The organism is Streptomyces sp. ICN903, from assembly GCF_022015835.1.
Classification (GTDB): domain Bacteria; phylum Actinomycetota; class Actinomycetes; order Streptomycetales; family Streptomycetaceae; genus Streptomyces; species Streptomyces fenghuangensis.
Map to the genome: position 1 here is coordinate 1 of NZ_JAKMAY010000047.1, position 26,498 is coordinate 26,498.

A 26,498-nucleotide genomic window follows, 5' to 3' on the forward strand; every position below is an offset into this window, starting at 1 on the left:
CCCCTGCGCCGGTCGCGGCGCACGGGGGGCGCCGGCGGGGTGCTCGCTCCAGACCTCGGCCGTCAGGCCCCCGGCGAGCACGGTGACGGCCTCGGGGGCGTACTCCCGCGAAGCGGGCACGATCAGGGCCGTCCGGGGCCGCGGGGCACCGTGCGGGACCGGTGACGGCAGACCGACCAGGAGCAGGTTTCCCACGATCGCCGTCCGCGCCGGGAAGGGGCCGCTCAGCCGGGGATGGGCGACGGCGGGGGTCTGAAGGAGCGTCTCGTAGAGCCGGACGGTGTCGAGGAAGTCCGCGTCGTCCACGGCGCGGCGGGCCAGGAGCCGTACGCCTGTGACCGGGAGGTCGGTGCGCGCCGCGCCGGGGGCCGCGGGGCGAGGGCGTTCACCGTCCCAGGGGCGGTGTTCGACCAGTTCGGCCAGGGTTCCGTCGGGATAGCGGACCCGGGCCCGGGCTCCCGGCAGGATGGGTTCGGGCGGTTCGAGAACGACGGTGCCGGTGTTCTCGAGCAGGTCCAGCTGCGCCTCCAGCGACGGCACGATCAGGGAGTAGGCGGTCTGCCGCTGGACCGGTGTGAAGGCACGGACACTGGCGATGAGCAGAAGACCGCCCACCGCGGCCAACTCCAGCCCGCCGAAGTCGGGGATGGGCATCCGCAGGTCGGCCGGCCTCCCCAGCAGGCGCTCGTAGTAGCCGATGTCCTCGTCCAGTTCGGCGGCGTCGATCAGCGAACGGGCCAGCAGCCGGGGTCGTTCCAGCTCGGAGGAGTCGGGGCGGGTACGGAACCAGCGTTCGGGGTTGGCGGGGCGCCGGGGCACGGGCATCGTCAGCCTTTCCTCGCTTCGTGGGCTGTGGTGGACCACCACGGCCGTGCCGTCAGCCCCCACGCCGCGAACTCCTCGGCGACCAGCCGGTGCAGGGAGGCGGAGTCGCCGAAGTGGGCGGGCATGCCGGTGACGGTCACCGTCATCCGGCGCCCCACGCGGAACAGGCACAGCGAAGCCCGCAGGCGGGCTCTGTCGGGGACCAGTCCGGGCACGTTCATGGTGCGCATGGCGACGGAGTCGGCCGGATGGCCGGCGAAGTGGGTCACGGCGTCCGACGCCTGCCCGAAGTTCGAGGCCACCACATCGGTCTGCTGCGCTCCGGGGTTCTTCAGGGCGGCGGCGTGGCGGGCGGGCAGCAGGTGCCACAGTGGTTCGGGCACGAGTGTGGCGCTGTGGGCGCCGGTGTCCCGCAACAGTGCTTTCGTCGCCTGCCGGGTGCCGCTCAGATCATCGTGGCGAGCGGGACCGCCGGGCATGCCGAGGGGGACGACGACCAGTGCGTTCGCCCGCTCGTCGTCCCCCTCTCGGCGCAGGCTCACCGGGATGCCGACCCGAATCCCGTCGCGGTCCGCGCGGGGCACGTGGGCCCGGACGAGGTTGGCGGCGATCTGCAGGAACAGGGTGTTGTCCGTCCCTCCGTGGCCGCGGGCGCACTCCCGCCACTGAGCCGCATCCACCGTGAAGATCGCCGTACTGAAGAACTGAGGCCGCGCCGACGGGGTGGCCGCGGCGGGGGTACGGCGCAGCTCGGCGCCGATCCGCGCGCGTCGGCGCGGATCGCGGGCCAGGCGCAGGAACCAGCCGGCCGTCCGGACGACGGCGCGGGCCGTCAGGCCGAGTGCCTCGGCCGCGTCGCTGTCGCGCGGTCCGCGTGGTCGGCGTGCGGGGGTACGGGCCGCGATCGCGTTGAGGAGACCCAGGCCGTCGCTGCGGAAGTGGGGCACGGTCAGGGAGACCAGGCTGCCCTCGTGGTAGGGGGCGGCGGACAGGCGCCACAGTTCCGTGGAGTCCGGGGCCAGCGGCACCCGGACCTGGGCGTCGATCCACTGGGGTGCGGTGGAGTCGGTCAGGGGCAGGTCGTCGAGGTGGAGTGGATGGGTGTTGGCGGCCGGCACCCATCTGCGGCGGGCGGCGGGCAGGTGTGCGCGTACCGCGCGGCGGCTGAGCAGGCCGCTGTCGAGACGCTGCCATTCGGCCTGCAGCGCCCGGGCGGGAACGGGAACGGGGAGACGCCACAGGACCTGGACGACACGGGAGGAGCCGAGGTCCGTCGCAGCCCGGTGGAGCATCTCGTCGGTGGAGTTCAGGCGCCAGGCCGTCGCGTCGTTCATCGGTTCAGCACCTCGAGAATCCTGGCCGCCGCGTGGCGGCCGACAGCGGGGGCGAGTTTGAACCCGCCTCCGTTCCAGCCGACGGCGGTGACCAGCCCGCGGGGCCGGGGCCAGACCGTCACCGTTCCCGGGCCGTCCGTCGCGAGGGTGTCGTAGGCGGTGACACCCCCCGTGGCGCGGGCGTGCGCCAGTCGCGGGCAGCGGTGCCGGACGACGGTGCGTACGCGGTGCTCCTCGGCGGCCGTGACGCCGGCGCGCACGGTGGCGGGGACGCCGGTGCGTGCGCAGGCCACACCGGCCAGTACGGTGCCGTCGGCGTCCCATCGGCGCAGCCACGCGCCGGTGGTTCGGTCGACCACCGTGGGCAGGTCGGCGGGAACCTCGGTCCGGAGCAGGCAGTAGCCGATCGCCCTGGTGCTCAGCGGCAGGTGCACACCCGCCGACGCGGCCAGGGCCGTGCTGCCGGCCCCGGCGGCGAGCAGGACCGCGTCGGCGTGCACGGGCCCGGTTGAGGTGTGCAGTCCCAGAACGCGCGAGGAGGAGTACAGCAGACCGGTGGCCCGGGCGGTGCGCAGGCTCAGCCGGTCGCCCGCGTCGCGCAGGATCGCCCGGGCCGTGTCCGCGGCCGGCAGCCATCCGGCCTGCGGTTCGAGGACGCCGAGCAGGTGGCCGGGCACGGTGAGGCCGGGAAACCGCCGGTTGACCTCGTCAGCGGTGAGGATGTCGGCCTTGTGCCCGGCGGCGTGGGCCGTCTCCAGGGCGGCCGTCGCCTCGGCCAGTCGGTTCTGGTCGATCAGGGTCAGGCTGCCGTCGGCGCGCACGGAGGGCCAGGTGCCGCGCCAGCCGCGCGCCTGGTAGCGGGCGCAGCCCTCGGCGGCCCAGGCGGCGTGTCCGCTCTCCGGTTCGAAGGCGCGCACCAGTCCGCCCGAGGCGCTGGTGGCGCCGCCGGTGGCTCCGGCCTCGTCGACGACGATCACGGAGGCGCCGCGGGCGGTGAGCCGTTCGGCGGTGGCCAGGCCGATGATTCCTCCGCCGACGACGGCGACGTCCGCCGCGGCGGGGACCGCGGTCATCGCAGGACCCGTTCGGCCAGGTGGCGCAGGGGTTCGCGCGCGTCGTGCAGCAGGAGTGATTCGGCGATGTCGGAGGCGCGCGCGGACAGCATGGCCAGGGCGCCGGCGTCGCCCATGCCGTGGCTGGCCTCGCACAGACCGTTGAGGTAGACCTTCAGGGGGCGTGGACTGGACTCGGGCGTCTTGAGTTCGATCGCGTAGTCGCGTCCCACCGCGGGGACGCCCTCCTCGTCCAGCGGCAGACGGTGGGCCACGCCTTCGAGCAGCGGGTGGTAGGGCTCGTCGCCCGGGCCGGTGCCGAAGTCCTTGAACCCGGTGGCCAGAACGACCACGTCGGCGTCGACGGTGTCCAGGGCGAGGTGGTTGACGTCGCGCAGCGTCAGGCGGTGGGCGCCGTCGCGGGGCGAGGCGTCGATCTCGGTGACCTCGGTGAAGGGCCGCAGGCGCAGGCGGTCCGAGCCGGTGAGCTCGTACTCGCGCTGGACGCCGACGAGCCGGTCGATCACATCCTGGTCGCAGGCGGCGTAGTTGATGGAGCGCAGCTCGGCGCGCAGGCGTCGTTTCACCGCGGCGGGCAGCGGGTGGAAGTAGTCCACGAACTCCGGCAGGAACACCTGGCGGCTGTAGGGGCTGGTGTCCTTCAGCCGGAAGCCGATGCTCCGGTGGATGGACGTGACCTGGCGCACGTTGGGGCGTTCCAGCAGGTCGAGCACGATCTCGATGGCGCTCTGGCTGGCGCCCACGACCGCCACCCGGATGTCTTGGTGCCCGAGGGCGCCGATGGACGACAGGTACCGGGTGGAATGGAAGACGGTCCCTCCCGCGCTCTTCGCGAAAGGAGCCGGGATGCGCGGGGAGCGGCCCGTGCCGATGACGACGGTCCGGCCGAGGTAGCGCCGGCCCTGCCCGGTCTCGACACAGAACAGTTCACCCCCGTCCTCGTCCTCGAGGAGGCCGAGCCGGGTGGCGCCGTGCCCGTAGTCCACCGAGTCGGAGAAGGCCCCGGCGACCCAGGCGAGGTAGCCGGCGTACTCGCGGCGCAGGGGGAACTTGGCGTTCAGGTGGAGGTAGTCGGTCAGGGCTCCGCGTGAGGCCAGGTACTTCACGAAGGTGTGGGGGCTGTCCTGGTTGCGCTGCATGACCAGGTCGCGGAACGGGTTGTTCTGGATGTCCGCACCGGGCAGGAGTTGTTCGTCCTGCCACTGGAAGCGGTCGGAGCGCTCGATGAAGTGAGCGCCCGCCAGGCGGCCGAGTTCGTCGAGCATCACGGCCAGGGAGAGGTTCGCCGGCCCGAAACCTATGCCCAGAATGGGGTAAACCTGTTGCTTCGTCACTGGTCACGCATCCTCGACTCGTCGTGCATGCAGGAACACGGGGAGACGGCGGGGCGCCGGTGGTGTGTTGCGCCGGGGCGGCACAGGCGCCCTCGCGGTGCCTGTGGGCCCGTCTCGCGCAGGCCCCGTCTCGTGGCGGGGCGGCCGGGGCGCGGAAGGGCGTCCCTCGCCCGGCGGGGTGCCGGGTGTTCCGGCACCCCGCCTGCGGTGCGGGCCGCGCCTGCCGGCGCCGGGCCGGTGGTGGACCTCAGGAACTCTGCAGGGTCGTCTCGGTGATCTCGTTCGCGTCGTTGACGTGGACGACCCGGGACTTGAAACCGCCCCGCTCCTCCTCGGTCAGCTGCGCGTAGCTGATGATGATGACCTTGTCCCCCCGCTGGACGAGACGGGCGGCGGCCCCGTTGATCACGATCTGCCCGGCCGGGGGCTCGGGGGAGTCGTCCAGGATGGTGTAGGTCTCGAACCGGGCGCCGTTGTTGATGTTGACGATGTGGACCAGTTCGTGGACGCCTATCCCGGCGGCCTCGAGCAGTTCCGGCGAGATGGTGATGGAACCGACGTAGTTGAGGTTGCTGTCGGTGACGGTCGCACGGTGGATCTTCGAGTGCATGAAGGTGCGCAGCATGACGCGACTCCTTTGTGGCAGGTGGTGTACCGGTCGGCCTGGGAAGAGGGGTACGACGGGCCGGTGCGGGGCGGGGTCAGGCGGCCGGTGCGCCGTCCCGCGCACCGGAGGGTGGGATGCGGTCGGCCGCGAGCCCCGTGAAGGCTCCGGGAGGCCGGTGGTCGAGTTCCGCCAGCAGGGGCGGGGCTCCCACGGTCGAGGGGGCTCCGAAGGCGTTCGACACCTGCTCGCACAGATCCGGGGTGAGGGGCCAGGCCAGGGTGCGCAGGGTCCACAGGAACTGCAGCGCGCCGCAGATGTCGCCGGGGTCGTCGGCGTCCAGGTCCGCGCAGCGCAGGGCCAGGACCTCCAGGTGCAGGGCGAGTGCCTCGGCTGCCTTGCGGATGGAGAAGGTTTCCAGCCGGTAGGCGTCCTCGAAGCGTCGGCGCGACGCCGCGAGCGCGGTCCTCCACCAGGTCGAGGGCTCGGCGTCGACGCGGCGCCCGGCCGCAGTGGCGGTGAGGGTCTCGGCGACGGTCTTCAAGGGGGCGTCGAACCGGGTGGCCAGGGTGAAGGCGGCCACCGGCTCGCTGAACTCGGACTGCTGCAGTTCCGGGCTGGTCAGGGACAGCACGAAGCGGGTGCGGTCGCGGCCGACGCTTTCCAGGAACTCCCCGGCCCAGCGCACATCCCCCTTGCTGGTGGAGAACTTGCGGCCCTCCAGCAGGTAGTACTGGTTGGTGAGGGTGCGGGTCCGGGGCAGGTCGACCGGCAGTCCGTGGCGGGCCGCCAGCAGCGACAGCGCCACGTAGACGAACGCGTTGTAGAAGCCGTTGTCGATGCCGATGAACTGGACCAGTTCGTCGCAGCCGGCCTGACGGCCCTCACGGGCCCGCCGCAGCCAGTACACGTGTCCCACGTAGATCTCCGGCCAGGCGTTGATGGCCTGGGGGAGGTCGTTGGGCGCGTCCCAGTCCACCGTGATCCCCCAGGTGCCGGGGTAGGTGACCGGTATGTACGGCAGAGGGCCGGCGAGGGACTGGGCGACCACGTGGTCCAGGTCGGGGCGCAGCCTCACGTCCGAGGACCGGTACCAGTCGGTGAGCATCGTCCGGTGGCGTTCCAGGTCCAGGACCCAGATGGGGACCCGGCGAGTGGGCAGGGCCGAGGCCGAGCCGGCCACGGACAGCAGGGCGCCGGGGAGGTTGTAGAGGCCGCACGCCTCGCAGACCCCGGCCCGGGCGTGCGCCAGGCAGGTCGGGCAGCGCCCGGTGACGAAGGCCTCGGCCTTGTAGGTGTCCGAGGCCGCGTCGTAGGGCAGGTCCACCTCGCGGCGGTCGAAGGCGCCGTGCCGCCACAGGCCGGTGAAGAAGTCCTTGACGAAGGCGGTGTAGTCGGAGTCGGGACGCTCGAAGAGGTCGACGTCGACGCCCGCCAGTTCGAGGGTCTTGGTCACGCTGTCGAAAGCGTGCCGGATCAGCGACTCGGGATCGGTGCCGAGCCGCTCGGCCGTGGTGACGACATAGGTCTGGTTGTCGTCGGTGCTGGTGCCGAAGGCCACGTCGTGTCCGTGGATCTTCTGGGCTCGTGCGCACACGTCGCTGCCCAGCACCGGCCCCGACAGGTGTCCCAGATGGAGGTCACCGTTCGGGGTGGGCGGGGAGAAGGTGACGTTGATGCGCCGTCGACCGGGTTCGGTGCCGCGCGGGGCGTCGGTCATGGAGGACTTCCCCTCACTGTGCGGGCTGGAGCCAGTAGATGCTGACGAAGGTCAGCGGGTCGTCCGGGCTGGTGTTGGTGACGACGTGGTTGGTGCCGTGCGGGATGTAGATGACGTCGCCCGGCGCGACGTCGCGCTCCTCGTCGCCGATCCGCGCGTGCCCGCGGCCGCTGATGAAGATGAACGTCTCGTCGGTGTCGTGGCCGTGCGGGGTGCTGGACTCCTCGGGCCGGATGGAGCACAGGGTGCTGTTCCAGGGCGGGGTGACGACGCCGTCCCAGGGGTAGAGCTGACGGATGTCGCAGCCGTTCTTGCGGATCAGCTCGTCGCCGGCGGCGGTCCTGATGTGCATGTGGTTCCTCCCGTATGCGCGTTCGGTGTACGCGTCGCCCCCGGTGCGGGGCGGCGTCCTGTGCTGGTGGGTCGTCCTTGGGGCGCCCTGGTCATCCCAGGGCGAGGAGGCGCTCGATGACCTGGGGCTCGAAGGACTCGGCGGGCACCTGGAAGGGGCCCTTGAAGGTGGCCAGCCGCGATCCCGCCAGTACGGGGTCGGTGGGCCACACCTCCGCGTACGCCCTGCGGCGGGCGATGCCGCGAGGGGTGAAGGTCATGTTCATCGCGGTGCGCACGGAGCCGGAGATCCGCAGGCGGTGCATGCGCACCTCGCGTTCGCGGGCGTAGGGATGGAGGATCTCCGGGTCCCAGGTGCCGGATGAGCGCAGGCAGTCGCGCACCATGCGCGCGTCCCGCAGCGCGATGGACAGCCCCTGTCCGACGACCGGGTCGGTCCACCCGGCGGCGTCCCCGACCAGGACCGCTCCGGGCGCGATGGGCGTATCGGCCCAGGCATCGTTCATCGGGTAGAAGGCGCAGATCGCGGTAGGGGTGGCCTTGGCGAACATCTCGCTGTCGGGGATGCAGTGGAGCCGGAAGGCCTGAAGGAAATCGGTGTGGCGGTTCGGCCCGGCGAAGCGGCCCTTCTGCGAGACGTCGTGCAGCAGGTACAGACGGGCACGGGCTCCTTCGCGGGGGAAGACGAAGTAAAGCAGGTCGCCTTCGGTGCCGATCGAGGTGACGTTCACGGGCCAGTCGTGCAGGTCCTCGACGAGCATCCCGCCGCCGAGGGAGTTCGGCGGGGTCTGGGTCAGGCCGATGCCCAGCTGGCGGCGCACCGTGGACATCCGCCCGTCGGCTCCGACCACCAGGCGGCAGGGGACCTCGTACTCCATGTCGTTGTGCTCGTAGCGCACGGTGGGCTCAAGGCCGCCGGTGACCAGGACGTCACCCACCCCGCGCACGACGGTGGCGCCTGCTTCCCGGGCCGCGCCGGAGAGCGCCTCGCATGCCTCGGGATGTCCGACGTCGAGGACTCCCCGTATTCCGGGGAGCATTTCGTCCAGGTGCAGGGCCCTGGCTCTGGCGGTTTCCGGTTCGACTATCTCGTCGAAACCGATGAAACGGTCGACATAGGTACCGCCGGCTTTGAGAATGCACTCCTCAAGCCCCAGCCGGATGAGTTCCTCGACTCCCCAGCAATTTATTACCTCGCCTCTGACCTTGTCCCGGTAGACGGTCTGCCGCTCAAGAAGGAGCACCTGGTGGCCGTCGCCGGCAAGGGCCGCCGCTAGCGCGGATCCGGCGATCCCGCCGCCGACGACGACTGCGTCAATGCGTTCAGATTTCGCCATGAATCCTCCTGGGGACCTTTGGTCGGGGGTTCCAAACAATGGCGGCGGGACCTCAGCCGGGCTGTCGTTCCAGTTGGCTTCGGACGTAATCCTTGCCATTGCCGGGAGATCGAGCCAGAGGAATAAGCGACATCCGCCGTCCACTTTGGGTCATGCCATCGGCAAGTAAGAGCGGATCGAGTCGTTCGGCGAAAAGGAGAGCATGGCGAAACACCCCCGGGGGTGCTCCGGGGGTCGGCGTGCCGTACGGGGTGTGCTCCTGCGGGCGGGCGGCGCGCCCGTCACTCCCGCGGGCCGTTCCTGTGACGGGGGTGGTCCGGGCACAGGTTTCCCCATCGCTCCCGCGGCGGCAACGCCGACTTGCTCAAGTCTCGAACGGGTGCCGGGCGCCGGGCACGGAGGTGACCGCCGCGCCGCGTCCCGGCAGGGTCACGAGTCCGGTGGGCCGTGGCCGCGGCCGGTCCGGTGTGTCACATGTCGCGGTCGGCACAGATACCGCGCAGAGCGATGTCCCACAGCTGCTGGAGTTGCTCCGCGGCGTCCGGCTCCCGCGCGGCTTCGAGGGCGGCACGGGCGGCCATCTCGGCCCCGGTGAGCAGGTACGTCGCGAGGTTGGCCACCGCTGCGGGGGGTGTGCCGGCGCGCAGTTGTCCCATGCGCTGAGCCCGGTGGGCGAGTTCGCGGACGGCCGGCAGCCAGCAGGCCGGCCAGCCGGGATGGGCGCCGGGCCGCTCACGCGCCAGACGGGCGGCCGACCGCACGGCGGCGTCGTCCTCGAGGAGACGGGCCAGACGCACGGTCAGCTCGACGACGAGGTCGAGCGCGGGGCGCGGGGCGGTCCTCACGCGGTCGACGACGGCGCGGACCGTCCCGCACCCACGGTCCTGGACGGCATCGGCCAACTCGCTCTTAGAACCGAAGTGGAAGGTCAGGGCACCGGTCGTGATGCCCGCGGCCCTGCACACCCGCACCATTGACGTGCCGGCATAGCCGTGGTGGTCGAACTCCGTGGCGGCTGCGTCCACCAGGGCCTGTCGTGTTCGCGCTGCTCTCGCCTGCATGTGATGCTCCGTGGTGCTAGCTGATCGTCGGGGCCGTTGCCGAGGTGAACTTCCACACCGCGAGGCCGCGGTCACGCGACGGGAGCGCCCTCGGCACCATGGGCGCGGAGCGCACCGGTGTCGCGATGCCGTCGGCTTGGCGCGCGGCACGGGGGCCGACGTGGGCTCCTCGGGCGATCCCGCAGGTGGGGAGCACAGCGTCGCGTTCGCGCGCCAACCGCATCAAGCCCGGCTCCCCGCCGTGGGAGGCCGAGGTGATCTGTTCCGGCCAGCGGCGGACGCCCTGGTTCCGCGTAGACGACGGTTTGCCCCGGCGCATGTTGTCCGATTCCCGCCCCACTCAAAACATAGTTGACCCAATTATTCTATGGCGGCCGAAGAGGCGTCTCCCAGGGAAAGGACCGCCATGTCATCACTCCCTCCGACCTCCGCCGACGCGCCAGTTCCCCCCGACCAGTTCCCCGGCTTCGTGGACAGGGTGTTCGCTCATCTGCAGCGCGCGGACCAACGGCGCTGGGGGCACGCCTACCTCCTGGGTTTACTGACCACGCCGGGCAAGAAGACCGTGCGTCGCCTGGCCGCCGCCGTCACGGACTCCCCGACGGCGTCGCAGTCCCTGCAGCAGTTCGTCAACTCCAGTCCCTGGGAGTGGGAACCGGTCCGGCACGAAGTGGCCCGGTGGGCCGAGGAGCGGCTCAGACCCCGTGCCTGGACGATCGCGACGACAGTCCTGCCCAAACGCGGAGATCATTCCTGCGGGGTGCACCGGCGGTTCGTTCCGCGTCTGGGCCAGACCGTCAACTGCCAGGTCGGTGTGGGGCTCTTCCTGTCCGACGGCGGATCCGCCGTGTCCGTCGACTGGCGTCTCCACCTACCGGCGCGCTGGATGCTCCCGCACCTCCGCCAACAGGTCCGTATTCCGGATGACATCCGTCCGCAGCCGGTGTGGAGCGACGCCTTCGACATGGTGGACCGGCTGCGCCGGCACGCCGGGGTGACCCCGCTCCCCCTCGTGGCCGACCTGCGGGACGGCAGGCGGGCGGGAGACCTGGTGCGCCTGCTGGCCCGTCAGCGGAACGACTTCGTGGTCGCCGTGTCGGCCGACTTCCCGGTGCTGCCCCTCAACGCGGCCGGACGGGCCCCGTACTCCCCGACGGCGCCGGGCATCCGGCACGGTCTGCCTTCGGCCGGGGTGGTACGCGCGGGGTCCGTCGTCGGTGGCTGCCTGCGCGGTACGCACCTGAACGCGGGCGCACCGGCCGACCTGGTCCACCTGACCGCCGCGGCGACGCCCGGTGTCCGGGAACGGCGCGTCTACCGTCTGTTCACCGACCGGCGCCGGCCCTCCGTCGTGTGGATCACGAACATGGTGCGCCACCGCGCCGCGGAACTCTCCTCACTCGTCGGGTGCTGGACCGGCACCGCCGACGCGGTACGCGACCTGAGGCAGGACTTCGGTCTGCTGGACTTCGAGGGCCGCTCCTATCCGGGCTGGCACCACTACATGACCCTGGTGGCCGCCGCCCACGCGTACCGGACACTCCTCGGCTCGCCACCCCGCTCCCCCGCCCGGGAACTGGAGCCGGTACCGGCCTGAAGGCGTCTCACTCCGGCCGCGCACGTCCGCCCCCCGGAAGAGGAGCGCCGCGCGACGCGGTTCGCGGCATCCCGCTTCCCGCCCCCGCTCCTCTCCGCCGTGCCGCTCAGACGGCGCCCACCCCACCGTCCACGGCGATCTCGGCTCCGGTGACGAACGAGGCGAGATCGCTGCACAGCCATGCCGCGGCGTTGGCCACTTCCGCGGGCCGGGCCAGCCTCCGCTGGATGGCCCGCGCTCCGGAGGGCCTTCCCGCGGCCTCCCGGCGGTCCTTCCCCTGTTCCATGAGCGGGGTCCTGGTGCTGCCGACGACCAGGGCGTTGACGCGGATCCCCTGCTCTCCGTAGTCGGCCGCCGCTGCCTTGGTCAGTCCCAGGACGGCGTGCTTGGCCGCGACGTAGGGAGCCACCGCGCCGGTGGCGAATCGCCCCGCGGTACTGGAGGTGTTGACGATGGACCCACCCGCCCCCTGGTCGATCATGACGGGGATCTGGTGACGCAGGCAGTTCCAGACACCGCGCACGTTCACGTCCATGATCCGGTCGTACATCGCGTCGGGGACCTCATGGACCGCGAATCCCGCCGTTCCCCATCCCGCGTTGTTGAAGGCCGCGTCCAGCCGGCCGAAATGGCGCACGGCCTCGGCGACGACGTGCCGTACGTCGTCGGCCGACGTCACGTCACCGGGCACGGCGAGCGCGCGCGTTCCGCCGGCGGTGAGTTCGTCGGCGAGCTCCTCTATCAGCGCGGCCCTGCGCGCCATCAGCACCACATGCGCGCCCTGTGCGGCGAACACCCGCGCGGCGGCGGCGCCGATCCCGCTGGACGCTCCGGTGATCATGACGGTCCTGTCCGTGAGCATGCGCGCCCCCGTCGTGTGAATGCTCCTGCGGCGAATGGAGATTGCCGCAGGAGCATAGTTCTCACGGCCCGTGTCCCGCTTGGGCGTTCGACGCCGCGCCCGCGGGCTCCTGCCGGGGCCGGCCGCGGGCTTCGCTCAGCTCGATCCTGGCGAGCGTGGACGGTGTGGCTATGGCCGGGAGCAGGCAGCGCCACATGTCCATCACGCGCCAGGGCAGATCCGCCCGCCCCGATTCCAGATAGGCGTGCATCTGGGCTCCGGTGCAGGCGTTGACGATCAGCCGCGCGATGGCCTCCACGTCCGTGGCCGCGCGCACCTCCCGCCTGCGCTTGGCGAGAGCCAGTCCCTCGGCCACGACATGGCTCCACTGCCGGTGGGAGTTCTCCCCGGAGCCCGCGAAGAGCTCCTGCTCCATCACGAGCCGTGCGCCCGCCAGCAGGAAGACGTCCTCCAGCACCTGGTGGGCCCAGCTGACGGTGACGTCCACCACGTACTGCAGTCCCGTCGAGTCGAACGGTGTGACCACCCTGTCGGGCTGCTGCTGGACGATCACCCGGGCGAGTTCCTCCTTGTTCCTGAAGTGGAAGTACACCGCGCCCAGGGTCACTCCCGCCCGATCGCCGATGCTGGTGAGCGTGGCTCTCGAGAATCCCCGCTCCGCGAACACCTCCGCCGCCGCCCGCAGGATCTCCGCACGCGTGCGCAGCGCCCTCTTCTGCTGCAGCGCGGCTCGCCCGCCCGCTCCCCGAGCCATGTGATGCCTCATTTCCTTCTCGACAGAGAACATAGTCGTATTTATTTTTATGTTCGAGTGTCTCCAAAAGGAGACATGACACGAACGATGACGTTCCGGGAAGGATCACATGACTCTCGGCACCTCCCCCCTCCTCCCCGACCTCGGCCGATGCGTGGGCAAGACCGACCCTGCCGAGGTCCTCGTCACGGGCTGGCTCCCGAACCATGACGGAACCTATGCCGTCACCGCGCACTGGCCCGGGGTCCACCGCTTCTACACCCTGACATCAGAAGCGCACGGCCCCCACCTGTTCACCGAAAGCGTCCGCCAGGCCCTGGCCCTGTTAACCCACGCCGCCTTCGACATCCCCGTGAGCTACCGGCTGGGCTGGGAGAGGTTCACCTCCACTGTGGCGTCCGGCGCCCTGCGCACCGGAGCGGACACGGCGGCGGTGCGCCTCGTCGTCGCCTACGAGCCCATCACGCGCCGAAGATCGGGGACCACACATCTGAGCGCCTCGGTCACCGCCGAGCTCGGGGAGAGCCTGCTGGGCAGCGCCCGGGTACGGTACACGGCTTATCCCCCGGCCATCTACGACCGGCTGCGCGGCCGGTACGCGGACGCCGGGCAGGCCTGTGCCCGGGCACTTCCCGTTCCGTCCCCCGTGGCACCCTCCCTGACGGGGCGCCGACGGCCTTCGGATGTCGTCCTCGCGACCGGCGACGGCCCCCGGAGCTGGAATCTGAGGATCGACACCGGTCATCCGGTCCTCTTCGACCACCCCCACGACCACGTACCCGGCATGGTGCTGCTCGAGGCCTGCGGCCAGGCCGCGGTGTCCGCCGCCAGGCCCCATCCGACGACTCCCGTCGCCTTCGACACCACCTTCTCGCGCTACGTGGAACTCGACCGGCCGTGCCGCGTCGTCGCGGAGGACACCGCCCCCGCCGGCCAGGACCGGGGCCTGCGCCACATCCGCGTCACCGGTTCGCAGGACGGCAGGCAGGCCTTCTCCTCGACCGTCACCCTCCAGTCCGTGACCACACCCCTGGCAACGGGATCCGTCACCGTCTGACCGTGGTCACGGATCCGGGCGGGCACGACCCGCCGGTTCGTACGAGCCCCGCGCGGTTCGCGCCGCGACCTCCCGCACTCCGGTGGCGGTGACGCCCCCGCCGCCCCGGACGCCTGTCGCGCCCGGGGCGGCCCCACGCTCCCCACCGGCCGCCACGAGCCGGGCGACGGGCACGGTCAGCAGGGCGGTACCGCACAGGGCCGGCCACAGCACGCCGTACCCGGCAGTCGGCCGTCCGGAGAAGGACGGCCGGCGGCGCGGATACCGACTCGGCACGCGCCACCGGCCGGCGGGGAGCGCGGAATCTCAGGAAGGGGAGGGCCCGAGCCGGTCCGCCAGCGCGGCAAGGGCCTGCGTGCCCACCAGATCCCCCGGCAGCAGCGGCACCTCCAGCAGGGGGACGTCCGGGACCCGCTGCCGCAGCCGGGCAAGATGCTCGTCCTCCAGCCTCCGCCGGCGGTCGAGCAGCTCACCGGCGTTCGCCGGAGAGCGGCGGTTGGCGACGAGCGCGGCCACGTCGACACCGAGACCGGTCAGCTTCTCGTACACCTCCACGGTCTCGGCGATCGGGAGCACTTCGGCGGTCAGTACGAGCACGAATCCGGTCCGCACCGGGTCCGCCACCACCTCGCGCAGCCGGGAGAAGCGGTCGCGCCTGCGCAGCAGGATCCGGCGCAGCTCGGCGTCGCGGTCGCTCTCCCCGCCACCGCCGAGACCGCGCACCGCGGCACCGAAACGCTCGGACCGGTCGCGGTTGGCGAGCAGGGCCTGGGCCCAGGAGGTGAGCTGCTCGGGCAGCGCGAGCAGCCGCAGCGTGTGCCCGGACGGCGCGGTGTCGAAGACGACCAGGTCGTAGGCCTCCTCCCCGACCTCCACCGCCTCGGCGATCCGCTCCAGCACCGCCGACTCGTGGGTGCCGGGCGCCTGCCGGGCCAGTCGCAGGTGCCGGGCGGCCGGTGCGTGCATCCGTTCGGGGAGCAGCCGCCGCATCGTCTCGGCGACCGCGGACAGGTGCTGCTCGACCGTGCGCTCCGGGTCGATCTCCAGCCCGTCGACGTGGCCGGCCGCCCCGGCCCGGGGGGCGAGGTCCCCCGGGCCGACGAGGCGCACGGGCTCGTCGCCCACGGGGCGGCCCCAGAGGTGGCCGAGGTTGTGGGCGGGGTCGGTGGAGACCAGCAGCACGCGTGCGCCCGACCGGGCACGGCCGAGGGCGAGCGCCGCGGCGACGGACGTCTTGCCGACCCCGCCCTTGCCGCCGACGAAGACGACCCTGCGCGAGGTGATGAGGTCTAGCAGCACCCGATGTGCTCCAGTGGCGAGCGGTCCATGCCCATACGGCGGTGCCAGGCGTGGAAGTCCTCGTAGAGGGCGGGCATCAGCTCGGCGGTGTAGTACGCCGCCGGGTCCGGCACGCCCAGTGCCTCCGCGAGGACCACCATCCGGAACAGGTCGTCCTCCTCGCGCCGGGCGCGGGCGAGGGTACGCCGGTAGGGACCGGCGTAGAACTCCTCCAGCCCGGCCCGGAACGAGGCCCAGCGGGACGTCACTTCGTCAGCTCGCCCTTCTCGGTCACATCGGCGTCGAGAGCCTCCGGCGGTTCCCGGGACGCCCGCCGCATCGCGACGACCGCCTCGAAGGCGACCCACAGGGCGGCGACGATGATGACGAGGTCGATGATCAGCAGCAGCCAGTCACGGGCCTCGTAGAAGTCGCCGAGCTGCACGATCGCGGCCCAGAACGACATGACGAACACGACCGCGAGCGGGATCAGCGCGGGCACCGGGTTGCGCCGCTTGCGGATCAGCATGACGGCGACGATGGACAGTGTCAGAGAGGCCAGCAGCTGGTTGCTGGTTCCGAACAGCGGCCAGATGCGCAGGCCGCCCTCGCCCCCGGCGCCCTGGCTGAAGGTGAGTCCCGCACCGACGGCGAGCGTGATGAGCGTGCCGGCGACATTGCCGATCCTCACCTTCGCGACCTCGCCGGCCTCCTGGACGACGAAGCGCAGCAGACGCACGCCGGTGTCCATGGTGGTGGCGGCGAACAGGATCGCCATGGTGGCCAGGACCGTGGAACTCAGCGACACGGGCAGGCCCAGGCCACTGTTGAGGATCGCGCCGCCGCCCTCGACGAACGCCCCGACGCCGCCCTGGCCGAAGGCGCTGTAAACGGCCTCCCAGTCGGCCAGGGTGCGGTAGCCCGCGACGGCGGCGATGATCGCGCCGAGCGCGAGCAGGCCCTCGCCGACCGCGCCGAAGTAGCCGACGAAACGGGCGTCGGTCTCCTTGTCCAGCTGCTTGGAGCTGGTGCCGGAGGAGACCATGCCGTGGAAACCGGAGATCGCGCCGCACGCGATGGTGACGAAGAGCAGCGGCACAAGACTCGGGGTGCCCTCGGGCACGGCGTCGTTGAAGGCCGGGGCGACGATCGCCGGGGCGCTCAGCAGCACCGAGACGAACAGGATGCCGAGCCCGACGAAGAGCTGGACGCCGTTGATGTAGTCACGGGGCTGGAGCAGCACCCACACCGGCAGCAGGGAGGCTATGCCGGCGTAGACGAAGAGGGCGATGATCCAGAAGGTCGCCGGAGACATGCCCAGGATCGGGTCGGGCAGTTCCACCGGGACGGCGTCGCCGAGGAGGATCAGGCCGTAGAGCGCCGCGACGCCGACCACGGTGACCAGGCCGAGGCTCATCTTGTAGCGGTAGACCGCCTGGCCGATCAGCAGCGCCACCGCGACCGCGCCCCAGGCGGGGATCACCGCCGAGGGTGTGGAGATCAGCAGGTTCTTGATCACCACCGCGAAGGCCGCGACCACCATCAGGAGCAGCAGGAAGATCACTACGAGGAAGAGGTTGGCGCCCCGGCCGCCGATGTAGCGGCCGGAGAGCGTGCCGATCGAGCGGCCCTTGTTGCGCGCCGAGGCCCACAGGGCGCCCAGGTCGTGCATGCCCGCGAAGAAGACCGTGCCGAGGGTGACCCACAGGAACGCGGGCAGCCATCCCCAGATGACGGCGACCGCGGGGCCGACGATGGGCGCCGCGCCCGCGACCGAGGTGAAGTGGTGTCCCCACAGCACGAATTTGTTGGTCGGGACATAGTCCACGCCGTCCTGCAGTTCGTGCGCGGGCGTCCGAAAGGACGCGTCGAGCTTGTAGACCCGGTTGCCCAGGAATCTCGAGTACAGGACGTATCCGCCCGCGAACATCGCGAGGCCGATCAGGAGCAGGGGAAGCGCATTCATACGAGAGGCCCTCTGGGGTCTGGAAGACGGGGTGCCGGTCCGCCCGAGACGTGCGCCCGGCAGGCAGACAGCGAAGACGGTGGAGCGTGGCCTTCCTCGGCCGGGGCGGGCCGGCGGCCGGGATGGGGAAACCGGCCACTTGCACCCCTTTCGTGCGTTTTGGCGGTGAATTCGGACGTGGTGCGCCGCTCCTGGGCGGCGGCCGTGCCGCGGCCCTCGGTGAACAGCTCGCCAAGACGAAGACCGGCCCCGGTCACCCCGGCGGCACTGCTTCCGCCGTGCACGTCGTGGTCGGCGTCGCCGCCTGCTGCGACCTCAGTACCGGATTTACCGATCTTGACCGAAAACGCTCCCTCCATAGTCCGTTCATGCTAAGCGACCGATCAGGCGATGAGGAGCCCCTGGAGACCGGTGACGACCAGCACACCGGACGGACGCCGCGTCGCCGCCGAACGCTCTCACCGGAGCGCGGAGGTCCCCGCCCACCGACCGTACGACGCCCCCGCGGCATGTTCCGGGCGGTGCGGCTGCGGCCGGAACGGAGGGCTGCCCTCTGAGGAGCGGCCGGGCGGCTGTGCGTTTCCGGGCTCCTGGGCAGATGCGCACTTCATCGCGCCGGACGGCGGCGGCGCGCCGATGCCGGGAACGAGTGGGGCGGACAGCCGTTGCCGGGCGCCCGCCCCGAGGCGGGTCAGCCGTTGTAGGGGGCCGCGACGTCGAGGACCCAGGTCACGCCGAAGCGGTCGGTGAGCATGCCGTACAGCGGAGCCCACGCCGCGGGCTCCAGCGGGCGCAGCACGTTCGAGCCGTCGGCCAGGCGATGCCACAGGGCGCTGATCTCCTCGGCGTCCTCGCCGCGCACGGACACGAAGAACGGGTTGGCGCCCCGCTCGTACGGCATCGCCGAGGGAACGTCGTAAGCCATCACGCGGAAGCCGTTACCGGCGACGACCTGGCCCCACATCACCCAGTCGGCCTCGCTGTCGTCCTGGACGTTGCCGGCGTCCTTGTAGGTCACCGCGACGGTGTGCCCGCCGAAGACGGACTGGTAGAAGTCCAGCGCCTCGCGGGCCGAGCCCCGGAAGTTCAGATGCGTGGTGGTGGTGACGGACATGGTTCTGCTCCTACCTGGAAGTGAGCCGGATGGGGCGCATGCGGATGACGGGCGGGATGCCCTGATCCGAGATCCGTGGATCAGCGTGGCGCCCGTACAGGACAGGGTGTGTCCTGTACTTCCCGCACCATGGAGGCATGCGGAAAACGTCCTCACGGCTCCTGGCCCTGCTCTCCCTGCTCCAGGTACGACCGGGGTGGAGCGGAGACGACCTGGCCGAGCGGCTGGAGGTCACCGTGCGCACCGTGCGCCGTGACATCGACCGCCTTCGTGCGCTGGGCTACCCCGTCGCCACGGACAGGGGCCCCGGCGGGGGATACCGTCTGCGCCCCGGATCGCAGATGCCACCACTGCTCTTCGACGACGAGCAGGCCATCGCTGTGGCCGTCGCGCTGCAGAGCACCGTCCAGCCCGCGATCGCGGAGGACGCCGACCGGGCGCTCGCAACGCTCCGGAACGTCCTCCCTCCGCGTCTGCGGCAGCGCATCGACGCACTCCGCATCACCACCGTCCGCCCACCCGAGCCCGGTGCCATGCCGGCCCGTGCCCTGGATCCGCTCACCGCCTTGAGCACCGCGATCCGGCGCCGCGAGGAACTGCGACTGGACTACACCCCGCACCAGGGGGCCGCACCACAGCGACGCCGGGTGGAACCCCACCACCTCGTGGCCTGGCGCACCCACTGGCACCTGCTGGCCTGGGACCTCGACCGCGACGACTGGCGTGCCTTCCGCACCGACCGCATAACCCCTCGCACGCCGACGGGTCCGCGCTTCGACGTACGCCAGGTGCCGGGCGGGGACGTCTCCGCTTTCGTCACCAGCCGGTTCCGGGGCTCCGACGGCACCGATGCCGCCTGGCCCTGCCAAGGCGAGGCCATCCTGGACCTTCCCGCCTCGGCAGTCGTACCCCACACCGCCGATGGCCTCGTGGAACCGCTCGGTCCCACGCGATGCCGCGTCATCACGGGATCCTGGTCCTGGACCGCCCTTGCCGCCGGCCTCGGCCGCTTCGACGCGAACCTGCACGTCATCGGCCCGCCGGCCCTCCGCGAAGCCTGCGCCGCACTCGCCCGCCGCTACGCCGCCGCAGCCACCGAGCCCGACCGGCCGGACGTACCCGACGAGTGACGGGCCGAGAACTCACGCCTTCAGGGACATCCCGCGGCGCCTTCCGGCACCACCTCGGCGACAGCTCTTCACCGGATCGTCGCCGCCCTCCGCGCCGCCCGCTGCGCACAAAGGCGCGTGTCCGGGACGACCAACCCCTCCGACCGGGTGAGAACCAGCCCCCAAGCCCATCAACCGCCCCCTCACCGGCGGAACTTCTCCCGCGCGGCCCGGAACCGGGCGGAGGGCCTCGACCGGTTCCGGCCCCTCCCCCACCCTCCGGTGCCCCCGGGGACATCTTCGGCGGCGGGGCGGGCAGACATTTCCGGAGGCCTTCCGCTGACGGCCGCCCGGCGGGCAGTGGCGGGCCCGGCACTGCCCGCCCGGTGGTCCTTGGTGCCGGTCCTCCGACATGGGAGCGCCGCACGAGCAGCCACGGACGCCATCAGGTGACCGGCCCCCTCCGACACCCCGATCACGCCCTGAGGAGAGACGTGGCATTCGCCCGGAACACCGCCGACTGGTGGCGCGACGCCGTCATCTACGAGGTGTACATCCGCAGCTTCGCCGACGGCGACGGCGACGGCATCGGTGACATCGCCGGAGTGCGGCAGCGCCTCCCCTACCTCGCCGCGCTCGGCGTCGACGCGCTGTGGCTGACCCCCTGGTACCCGTCCCCCATGGCCGACGGCGGCTACGACGTCGCGGACTACCGGGACATCGACCCGGTCTTCGGCACGCTGGAGGACGCGCGAGCGCTGGTGGAGGAGGCGCACGAGCACGGACTGCGCCTCCTCATCGACATCGTGCCGAACCACACCTCCTGCGCGCACGCGTGGTTCCGCGCGGCGCTGTCCGGCGGGCCAGGGGCCCCCGCCAGGGAGCGTTACATCTTCCGGCCGGGACGCGGCCCCGAAGGCGAACTGCCGCCCAACGACTGGAGAAGCGTCTTCGGCGGCCCCGCCTGGACCCGGATCACCGAGCCCGACGGCTCGCCGGGCCCGTGGTACCTGCACCTGTTCGCCCCCGAGCAGCCGGACCTGAACTGGGACGACACCGAGGTGCGGGCCGAGTTCGAGTCGATCCTGCGCTTCTGGTTCGACCGCGGCGTGGACGGAGTGCGCATCGACGTGGCGCACGGCCTGGTGAAGGCGCCCGGTCTGCCCGACATCGGCTCCCTCGACGGCAAGCTCCTCGAAGGGGCCGGCGACTCGGACCACCCGCACTGGGACCGCGAGGAGGTGCACGAGATCTTCCAGGGCTGGCGGAACATCGCCGACACCTACGACGTCCCCCGCGCGTTCGTCGCGGAGGCGTGGGCGGGCTTCCCCGAGCGGCTGGCCCGCTACGTCCGCCCCGGCGAGCTGCACACCGCGTTCAACTTCGACTACCTGATGGCGCCCTGGCGCGCCGACCACCTGCGCCGCGTCGTCGACGAGTCGCTCACCGCACTCGGCGCGGTCGGCGCACCGGCCACCTGGGTGCTGTCCAACCACGACGTCGCCCGGCATGTGTCCCGCTACGCCAGGCCGCAGCCGGACGGGCCGGTGCGCTCCCTTGCGGACCTGCGGGAACCCGCGGACCTGCGGCTCGGTACCCGCCGGGCCAGGGCCGCCGCCCTGCTCACCCTCGCCCTGCCCGGCGGCGCGTACCTGTACCAGGGAGAGGAGCTGGGCCTGTGGGAGGTCGAGGACCTTCCCGAGGAGCTGCTCCAGGACCCCACCTGGCAGCGCTCCGGGCACACCGACCGGGGGCGTGACGGCTGCCGTGTCCCGCTGCCGTGGAGCGGGGACGGCCCGCCGTTCGGATTCAGCCCCGACGGCACCGGGACGCCGCCCTGGCTCCCGCAGCCCGACGCCTGGAAGCCGCTGACGGCCGAGGCCCAGGACCGCGATCCGTCATCGATGCTGAACCTGTACCGGTCGGCGCTGGACCTGCGCCGCAGCCACCCGGCGCTCGGGGACGGCACGCTCACCTGGGACAGCGCTCCGGACGACCCGGTGCTGTCGTTCGTCCGCACCCCCGGGTTCCGGTGCGTGGCGAACCTCTCCGACGAGCCGGTCGCGCTGCCCGCCCACAGCGAGGTGCTCCTGGCCGGCGGGGAGCTGGAAGGGGGCCGCCTGCCGGGCGACACGGCGGTGTGGCTGGCCCTGTGACCCGGACGAACTGCCCACAGGGCCCGGCCCCTTCGCGGAAGGCCCGCCGTGCGGGGGCGGTCTGCGTTCCACCCGTGGCCGGACTCGTGGTTGCCGTCCAGGCCGTCCACCGGCCGACGGCATGTGAGATCGTGGTTGCCGGCGGCCGGAAGAACACCGGCGAGCGCAAAGAGGCCATCCGGAACGCGCCGCGGCGGAGCGTCGGAGAAGCGGGTGCCGTGCCCGCTCCACACCGTGTCGGCAAGGCGCCCGCCACTGTTCTTCCCCGGCGGGAAGGATCGCGCCGCCGGCAGTCGTCCCAGTGAAGCCGGAGCCGCACCCGGGAGGAAGACCGATGGACACCCTCGTCTCGGCGGGACGCGTACTGCTCGGCCCGCGCGGCCGCCACATCACCGACGCGGCCGTCCTGGTCCGAGGCGACGTCATCGCCGACATCGGTCCCCGGGCGGAGGTGGAGGCCCGCGCGCCACGCGAGGTGAGCCGGTTCGACTGCCCGGGCGGCACACTCCTGCCGGGACTGATCGACGCCCACGTACATCTCGTCCTCGACGCCGGCCCCGATCCGGTCGCCGCCCTGCAGGGCACCGGTGACGCCGAACTGATGCACGGCATGGCCGACCGGGCACGCCGGCTGCTCGGCCGCGGTGTCACCACCGTGCGCGACCTGGGGGACCGGGGCGGGCTCGCCGTCCGCCTGCGCGACGACATCGCCGCCGGCCGGCTGCCCGGCCCCCGCGTCCTCGCCGCGGGCACCCCGGTGACGGCGCCGGGCGGACACTGCTGGTTCCTCGGCGGCGAGGCCGACGGCACGGACGCGATCCGCGAGGTGATCCGCCGCAACATCGAGCGCGGAGCCGATGTCGTCAAGGTGATGGCCACCGGAGGCGGCATCACCCGGGGCGGCCCCGCGATCTGGGCGGCGCAGTTCACCGAGGCGGAACTGCGCACCGTGGTGGAGGAGGCGCGCAGCGCCGGACTGCCGGTCGCCGCCCACGCCCACGGCACCGCCGGGATCGCCGCCGCGGTGGCCGCCGGCGTGGACACCCTCGAGCACTGCACCTGGATGGGCCGGGACGGATTCGAGGTGCGCGAAGACCTCATCGACGCCATCGCGGCCAAGAACATCTCGGTGTGCCCGGCGGCCAGCCCCGACTGGCGCGGCTTCGCCCGGCGCTTCGGCCCCGAGCGCGCCGAGGAGATGTTCGGCACGCTGCGCCACATGCGCGAACGCGGGGTGCGGCTCATCGCGGGCACCGACGCGGGCATCGGCCGGGCCGTCTTCGACGACCCCGTCTCCAGCCTGGAGTTCTTCCAGCACATCGGTTGCACCCCGGCCGAGATCATCGACCTGGCCACGCACGAGACCGCCCGGGCCCTCGGCATCGCCCACGACACCGGCCTGCTCCGCCCCGGCCACCGCGCCGACATCCTGGCCGTGGACGGCAACCCCCTGGACGACCTCCAAGCCCTGCGCGCCGTACGCCTGGTCGTGACAGACGGACACCCCCACATCCCGGGTTCGCCCGGCCTGCGCCCCTGAAGGAACCGGCGCCCTCACCCTCATGGGGCCAGAGACCGGCCCGTGCGGTGCGGCCCCGGCCGCCCCGTCCCCGGCGACCGGTCGATCGCCTATTCCAGTTGAGTACCGGCACTCAGGCCGGCCGGCCTGATCCGCTCGTAGCGTCCAGCCCATGCACACAGACCACGCTGCTCCCGGGCAGGTGCGCCGCCGGGTGGGCATCACCGCGGTGGCCTCCTGCCTGCCGGAACTCGAAGTGACCTCACAGCAGTTGCAGGAGCGCCTCACCGCCGCCTCCGGGCTGTCCCTGCCGGCGCGAATGCTCGAACGGACCACCGGCGTCGCCTCTCGCCGGGCGGCCGCGGAGGACGAGTACGCCTCGACGCTCGCGGTGCGGGCAGCGTGTACGGTGCTGGACCGGGCCGGGCTCACCCCGTACGACGTGGACCTGCTGGTGTTCGCCTCCGCCACGCGGGACGTGGCCGAACCGGCGACCGCGCACATCGTCCAGGCCGAACTCGGTTCGCGAGCACATGCGCTGGACGTGACGAACGCGTGCAACAGCTTCGTCAACGGCATCGACACCGCGCGGGCGATGATCCTCGCCGGCCGTGCCCGCCGGGCCCTGGTCGTCACCGGGGAGACCCCCAGCCGCGCCGTGCGGCACGCCCCCTCCGACCCCGGCCAGCTCCGGGACGGTTTCGCGGGCTACACCTTCGGCGACGCCGGGGCCGCGGTCGTCCTGGAGACCGTGGAACGGGGCGGCATCCTCGACGTGGACACCGAGACGCACTCCGAGCACTGGTCGGTCGGCGGCATCTTCGGCGGCGGTTCGCGCCACCCGCGCGGGGACGAGCACACCTACTTCCGCGGGGACGGCGGCGAGCTGCGCGAGGTCTTCGAGAAGGTCGGCACATCGGTGCTCGACCGGATGCGGCAGCGCACCGGGCTGGCGTGGGAGGACTTCCGGCACATCCTGGTGCACCAGGTCACCTTGCCGTACCTGGAGCGGTTCACGGAGCTCACCGGCGTCCCCCGGGACCGGCTCGTCGTCACCGTCCCCGAACTCGGCAACATGGCCAGCGCCACCCTCGGCGTGCAGCTCGACCGCGTCCACGAGGGTCTGCGCCCCGGCGACCGGGTCCTGTTCGTGGGCCTGGGCGGCGGCGTCAGCATCATGACGATGGTCTGGGAGAAGGCATGAGCGCCCTGTGGGTGGTCGTGCCCGCGCACCAGGAGGCCGCGCGCATCGGCGCCACCCTGGACGCGCTCGCGGCCCAACACGACCGCGACTTCACCCTCGTCGTCGTGGACAACGCCTCCACCGACGGCACCGCGGCCCTCGCCCGCGACTTCGCCCGCCGGGCGCCCTTCCCGGTGCACGTCGTCGGCGAGCCGGAGAAGGGCGTGGGCTGCGCGGTGGACACCGGCTTCCGGTACGCGATCGGACACGGCGCCACGCTGCTGGCCCGCACCGACGCCGACTGCCTGCCGCGGCCCGGCTGGACGGCGGGCGCCCGCAGCGCCCTGCGGCACGGCGCGGGCCTGGTGTGCGGGCGCGTCGAGGCACGCCGCGACGAGCACGGCCCGCTGGGACGGGCCGCCTTCCGCGTGCTGGTCCGCGTCGCCGCCCTCTTCGGCCGCGTCCGCCCGGCCCACCACCGCCGCCACGGCTACCTCGCCCCCTACCGGATGCACGCCGGCAACAACATGGCCATCACCGCCGCGCTGTACGAGGCGGTCGGCGGAATGCCGCGCCGCCCCTCCCCCACCGACCGGCTCTTCCTCAACCGGGTGCGCCGCCGCACCACCGCCATCGTCCACGCCCGCGACATGGTCGTGGAGAACTCCACCCGCCGGCTGCGCGCCTACGGCCTCGTCGGCACCGCCCGCTGGTACCTCGACAAGGGCCCGGGCCGTCACGGGGAGGACCCGCGCTGATGCTCGACGCTCTCGCCGGCGCCCTGCGGCGTCACCCCGGCCGGCCCGCCGTACTCGGCACCACCCGCAACGGAGCCGTACGCACCAGGATCACGTGCGCAGACCTGGCCGACCTCGCCGACCGCTGCGCCGCCGCCCTGCACGCGCGGGGTGTCGCACGCGGCGGCACCGTCGGCGTCGCCGTACGGCCGGGACCCCGGGCTCTGGCCGTGATGCTGGCCGTGCACCGCCTCGGCGCCCGGGCCGCGGTGCTCGACCCGGGCACCGGGCCGGACGTGCTGCGCGCCCGTCTCGCCCTGGCCCGCCCCGACATCGTCCTCGCCGACGCCGCCGCCCAGGCGGTCGCCGGCTGGGCCCGGCCGCTCGCCCGCCGGGCCCGCCTGGCCCTGCCCGACCTCGCGGAGCTGGGGCCGGTGGCCACGGTCGGGCCGCGGCTGCCCGGCTGCGCCCCCGCCCTGGACACCGGAGTGCGGTCCGCGTTGCCGCCCCCGGTGGACGAGGACGGCGACGCGGTCATCGTGTTCACCTCGGGCACCACCTCCCGGCCCCGCGCGGTGGTGCACACCCGCTCCTCGCTCGCCGCCGGCATGGCCGCGGTGGCCGATCTGGTCCGGCCCGAGGCCGGGCGGCCCGTTCTCGGCGGGACCTTCTTCGTCCTGGTGCCGTCCCTGGCGAACGGAGCGCCGGTCGCGCTGCCCGCCCGTTCCGCGCGCGTGCTCTCCCGCCAGCTGCGCCGCCTCGCCCCCCGGGCCACCTATCTGACGCCGCCGCAGGCAAGGCGGCTGCTCGCGGAGGGCGGCCGGTTCACCGGGCGGGTGTGGACCGGATCGGCCCCCGTGAGCGCCGAGCTGCTCGCCCGCGTCAAGCGCGCGGGGGCCGAGGAGGCGTGGGGCGTCTACGCGCTGACCGAACTGTTTCCCGCCGCTGCGGTCGAACAGGCCGACAAGGCCGGCTTCACCGGCGAGGGGGACCTGGTCGGCGCCCCGCTTCCCGGTGTGACGGCCAGGACCGACGCCTCGGGGGAGCTGCTGCTGTCCGGCCCCGCCGCCCGGGACCGCTACCTGGGCGAGGATCCGGACCCCTGGGTCGCCACCGGCGACCGGGCACGTCTGGAGGACGGCAGGATCGTGCTGGAGGGCCGCCGCAAGGACATGGTCCTGCGGGGCGCGGAGAACATCTACCCGGGGCTGTACGAGCCGGCGCTGCACGTACCGGGCGTCGAGCTCGCCCTGCTCGTGGGCGTGCCGGCCGGTGACGGCGACGAGCGTCTGGTCGCCGTCGTCCAGCCGGACGCCGGGGCGGACCGCGGCACGCTGCGGAAGGCCCTGGACGGACCGCTGGAGCGCATGGGTTCGGCCCGGCCGGACGCGGTGCTCTTCGCCGACATCCCCCTGTCCGGCCGCTCCCTGAAGCCCGACCGCGCCGCCACCGCGCGGCTCGCCGCGCGGCGCCTCGCCGGCCCGAATCGGGTGCACGCCGGATGATCACGCCTCCCGCCGCCCCCAC

General features: G+C 72.6%; 23 protein-coding genes. 8 read left to right on the top strand and 15 right to left on the bottom strand.

All coding sequences use genetic code 11. The features are described from left to right. From L7D48_RS07430 to L7D48_RS07470, 9 genes are all read right to left on the bottom strand, one after another. Positions 1 to 888: VOC family protein (locus L7D48_RS07430; protein WP_237878158.1), on the bottom strand; the 888-nt coding region annotated here is incomplete at its 3' end. Next, on the bottom strand, positions 828 to 2,159 hold the full coding sequence (locus L7D48_RS07435; protein ID WP_237878159.1) for a hypothetical protein: 1,332 nt from the start codon (positions 2,157 to 2,159) through the stop codon (positions 828 to 830). The genes L7D48_RS07430 and L7D48_RS07435, both read right to left, overlap by 61 nt. Then, positions 2,156 to 3,232: an FAD-binding oxidoreductase gene (locus L7D48_RS07440; RefSeq protein WP_237878160.1), complete on the bottom strand. Its 1,077-nt coding sequence runs from the start codon at positions 3,230 to 3,232 to the stop codon at positions 2,156 to 2,158. Before L7D48_RS07440 ends, L7D48_RS07435 begins: the two co-directional genes overlap by 4 nt. Beyond that, on the bottom strand, positions 3,229 to 4,566 hold the full coding sequence (locus L7D48_RS07445; protein ID WP_237878161.1) for a SidA/IucD/PvdA family monooxygenase: 1,338 nt from the start codon (positions 4,564 to 4,566) through the stop codon (positions 3,229 to 3,231). Before L7D48_RS07445 ends, L7D48_RS07440 begins: the two co-directional genes overlap by 4 nt. 247 nt (positions 4,567 to 4,813) lie before the next feature. Then, on the bottom strand, positions 4,814 to 5,191 hold the full coding sequence (panD, locus tag L7D48_RS07450; RefSeq protein WP_237878162.1) for an aspartate 1-decarboxylase: 378 nt from the start codon (positions 5,189 to 5,191) through the stop codon (positions 4,814 to 4,816). A 76-nt stretch (positions 5,192 to 5,267) separates the two neighbouring features. Next, entirely contained in the window at positions 5,268 to 6,890 is a 1,623-nt protein-coding gene (locus L7D48_RS07455; protein WP_237878163.1) for a class I tRNA ligase family protein, read from the bottom strand. Positions 6,891 to 6,903: 13 nt separating this feature from the next. After that, the gene (locus tag L7D48_RS07460) at positions 6,904 to 7,242 is read right to left on the bottom strand and encodes a cupin domain-containing protein (RefSeq protein ID WP_237878164.1); all 339 of its coding nucleotides are present in this window, start codon (positions 7,240 to 7,242) and stop codon (positions 6,904 to 6,906) included. Positions 7,243 to 7,333: 91 nt separating this feature from the next. Then, a complete protein-coding gene (locus tag L7D48_RS07465) occupies positions 7,334 to 8,578 on the bottom strand; it encodes an NAD(P)/FAD-dependent oxidoreductase (RefSeq protein ID WP_237878165.1) in 1,245 nt (414 codons plus the stop codon). A 470-nt stretch (positions 8,579 to 9,048) separates the two neighbouring features. Next, on the bottom strand, positions 9,049 to 9,639 hold the full coding sequence (locus L7D48_RS07470; RefSeq protein WP_237878166.1) for a ScbR family autoregulator-binding transcription factor: 591 nt from the start codon (positions 9,637 to 9,639) through the stop codon (positions 9,049 to 9,051). Between the two features lie 406 nt (positions 9,640 to 10,045). Between L7D48_RS07470 and L7D48_RS07475 the strand changes: the two genes are divergently transcribed. Further along, positions 10,046 to 11,236, top strand: coding sequence for a transposase (locus L7D48_RS07475; protein WP_237878167.1), 1,191 nt, complete (start codon positions 10,046 to 10,048; stop codon positions 11,234 to 11,236). 106 nt (positions 11,237 to 11,342) lie between these two features. On the opposite strand, the gene L7D48_RS07480 is transcribed toward L7D48_RS07475, so the two are convergent. Both L7D48_RS07480 and L7D48_RS07485 read right to left on the bottom strand, forming a co-directional pair. Next, on the bottom strand, positions 11,343 to 12,098 hold the full coding sequence (locus L7D48_RS07480) for an SDR family NAD(P)-dependent oxidoreductase (RefSeq protein ID WP_237878168.1): 756 nt from the start codon (positions 12,096 to 12,098) through the stop codon (positions 11,343 to 11,345). Between the two features lie 61 nt (positions 12,099 to 12,159). Further along, positions 12,160 to 12,852 carry a ScbR family autoregulator-binding transcription factor gene (locus L7D48_RS07485; protein ID WP_237878169.1) on the bottom strand — a complete coding sequence of 231 codons (693 nt, stop codon included), beginning with the start codon at positions 12,850 to 12,852 and terminating at the stop codon, positions 12,160 to 12,162. 109 nt (positions 12,853 to 12,961) lie between these two features. Here L7D48_RS07485 and L7D48_RS07490 point away from each other — a divergent pair, with 109 nt between their 5' ends. After that, positions 12,962 to 13,909, top strand: a complete 948-nt coding sequence (locus L7D48_RS07490) for a ScbA/BarX family gamma-butyrolactone biosynthesis protein (RefSeq protein ID WP_237878170.1) — start codon at positions 12,962 to 12,964, stop codon at positions 13,907 to 13,909. A gap of 306 nt (positions 13,910 to 14,215) precedes the next feature. Here the strand turns inward: L7D48_RS07490 and L7D48_RS07495 are convergent, their stop codons facing one another. From L7D48_RS07495 to L7D48_RS07510, 4 genes are all read right to left on the bottom strand, one after another. Continuing rightward, complete coding sequence (locus tag L7D48_RS07495; RefSeq protein ID WP_237878171.1) at positions 14,216 to 15,208, bottom strand: ArsA family ATPase; 993 nt, start codon at positions 15,206 to 15,208, stop codon at positions 14,216 to 14,218. Continuing rightward, entirely contained in the window at positions 15,199 to 15,456 is a 258-nt protein-coding gene (locus tag L7D48_RS07500; RefSeq protein ID WP_237878172.1) for a cory-CC-star protein, read from the bottom strand. The genes L7D48_RS07495 and L7D48_RS07500 overlap by 10 nt, the downstream gene beginning before the upstream one ends. Next, positions 15,453 to 17,153: a carbon starvation protein A gene (locus tag L7D48_RS07505; RefSeq protein WP_237878173.1), complete on the bottom strand. Its 1,701-nt coding sequence runs from the start codon at positions 17,151 to 17,153 to the stop codon at positions 15,453 to 15,455. The genes L7D48_RS07500 and L7D48_RS07505 overlap by 4 nt, the downstream gene beginning before the upstream one ends. Positions 17,154 to 17,844: 691 nt before the next feature. After that, positions 17,845 to 18,267 (bottom strand): VOC family protein, encoded by a 423-nt coding sequence (locus L7D48_RS07510; protein WP_237878174.1) that lies wholly within the window; start codon positions 18,265 to 18,267, stop codon positions 17,845 to 17,847. Positions 18,268 to 18,404: 137 nt separating this feature from the next. Here L7D48_RS07510 and L7D48_RS07515 point away from each other — a divergent pair, with 137 nt between their 5' ends. The 6 genes from L7D48_RS07515 (at position 18,405) to L7D48_RS07540 (ending at position 26,476) form a co-directional block, all read left to right on the top strand. Beyond that, positions 18,405 to 19,397: a YafY family protein gene (locus L7D48_RS07515; protein WP_237878175.1), complete on the top strand. Its 993-nt coding sequence runs from the start codon at positions 18,405 to 18,407 to the stop codon at positions 19,395 to 19,397. A 473-nt stretch (positions 19,398 to 19,870) separates the two neighbouring features. Further along, positions 19,871 to 21,532, top strand: coding sequence for a glycoside hydrolase family 13 protein (locus L7D48_RS07520; RefSeq protein WP_237878176.1), 1,662 nt, complete (start codon positions 19,871 to 19,873; stop codon positions 21,530 to 21,532). Positions 21,533 to 21,866: 334 nt separating this feature from the next. Next, entirely contained in the window at positions 21,867 to 23,072 is a 1,206-nt protein-coding gene (locus L7D48_RS07525; protein WP_237878177.1) for an amidohydrolase family protein, read from the top strand. Positions 23,073 to 23,223: 151 nt separating this feature from the next. Beyond that, positions 23,224 to 24,255 (top strand): 3-oxoacyl-ACP synthase III family protein, encoded by a 1,032-nt coding sequence (locus L7D48_RS07530; protein ID WP_237878178.1) that lies wholly within the window; start codon positions 23,224 to 23,226, stop codon positions 24,253 to 24,255. Further along, positions 24,252 to 24,992 (top strand): glycosyltransferase family A protein, encoded by a 741-nt coding sequence (locus L7D48_RS07535; RefSeq protein ID WP_237878179.1) that lies wholly within the window; start codon positions 24,252 to 24,254, stop codon positions 24,990 to 24,992. The genes L7D48_RS07530 and L7D48_RS07535 overlap by 4 nt, the downstream gene beginning before the upstream one ends. Continuing rightward, entirely contained in the window at positions 24,992 to 26,476 is a 1,485-nt protein-coding gene (locus L7D48_RS07540; protein WP_237878180.1) for a class I adenylate-forming enzyme family protein, read from the top strand. The genes L7D48_RS07535 and L7D48_RS07540 overlap by 1 nt, the downstream gene beginning before the upstream one ends. Positions 26,477 to 26,498: the final 22 nt, after the last annotated feature.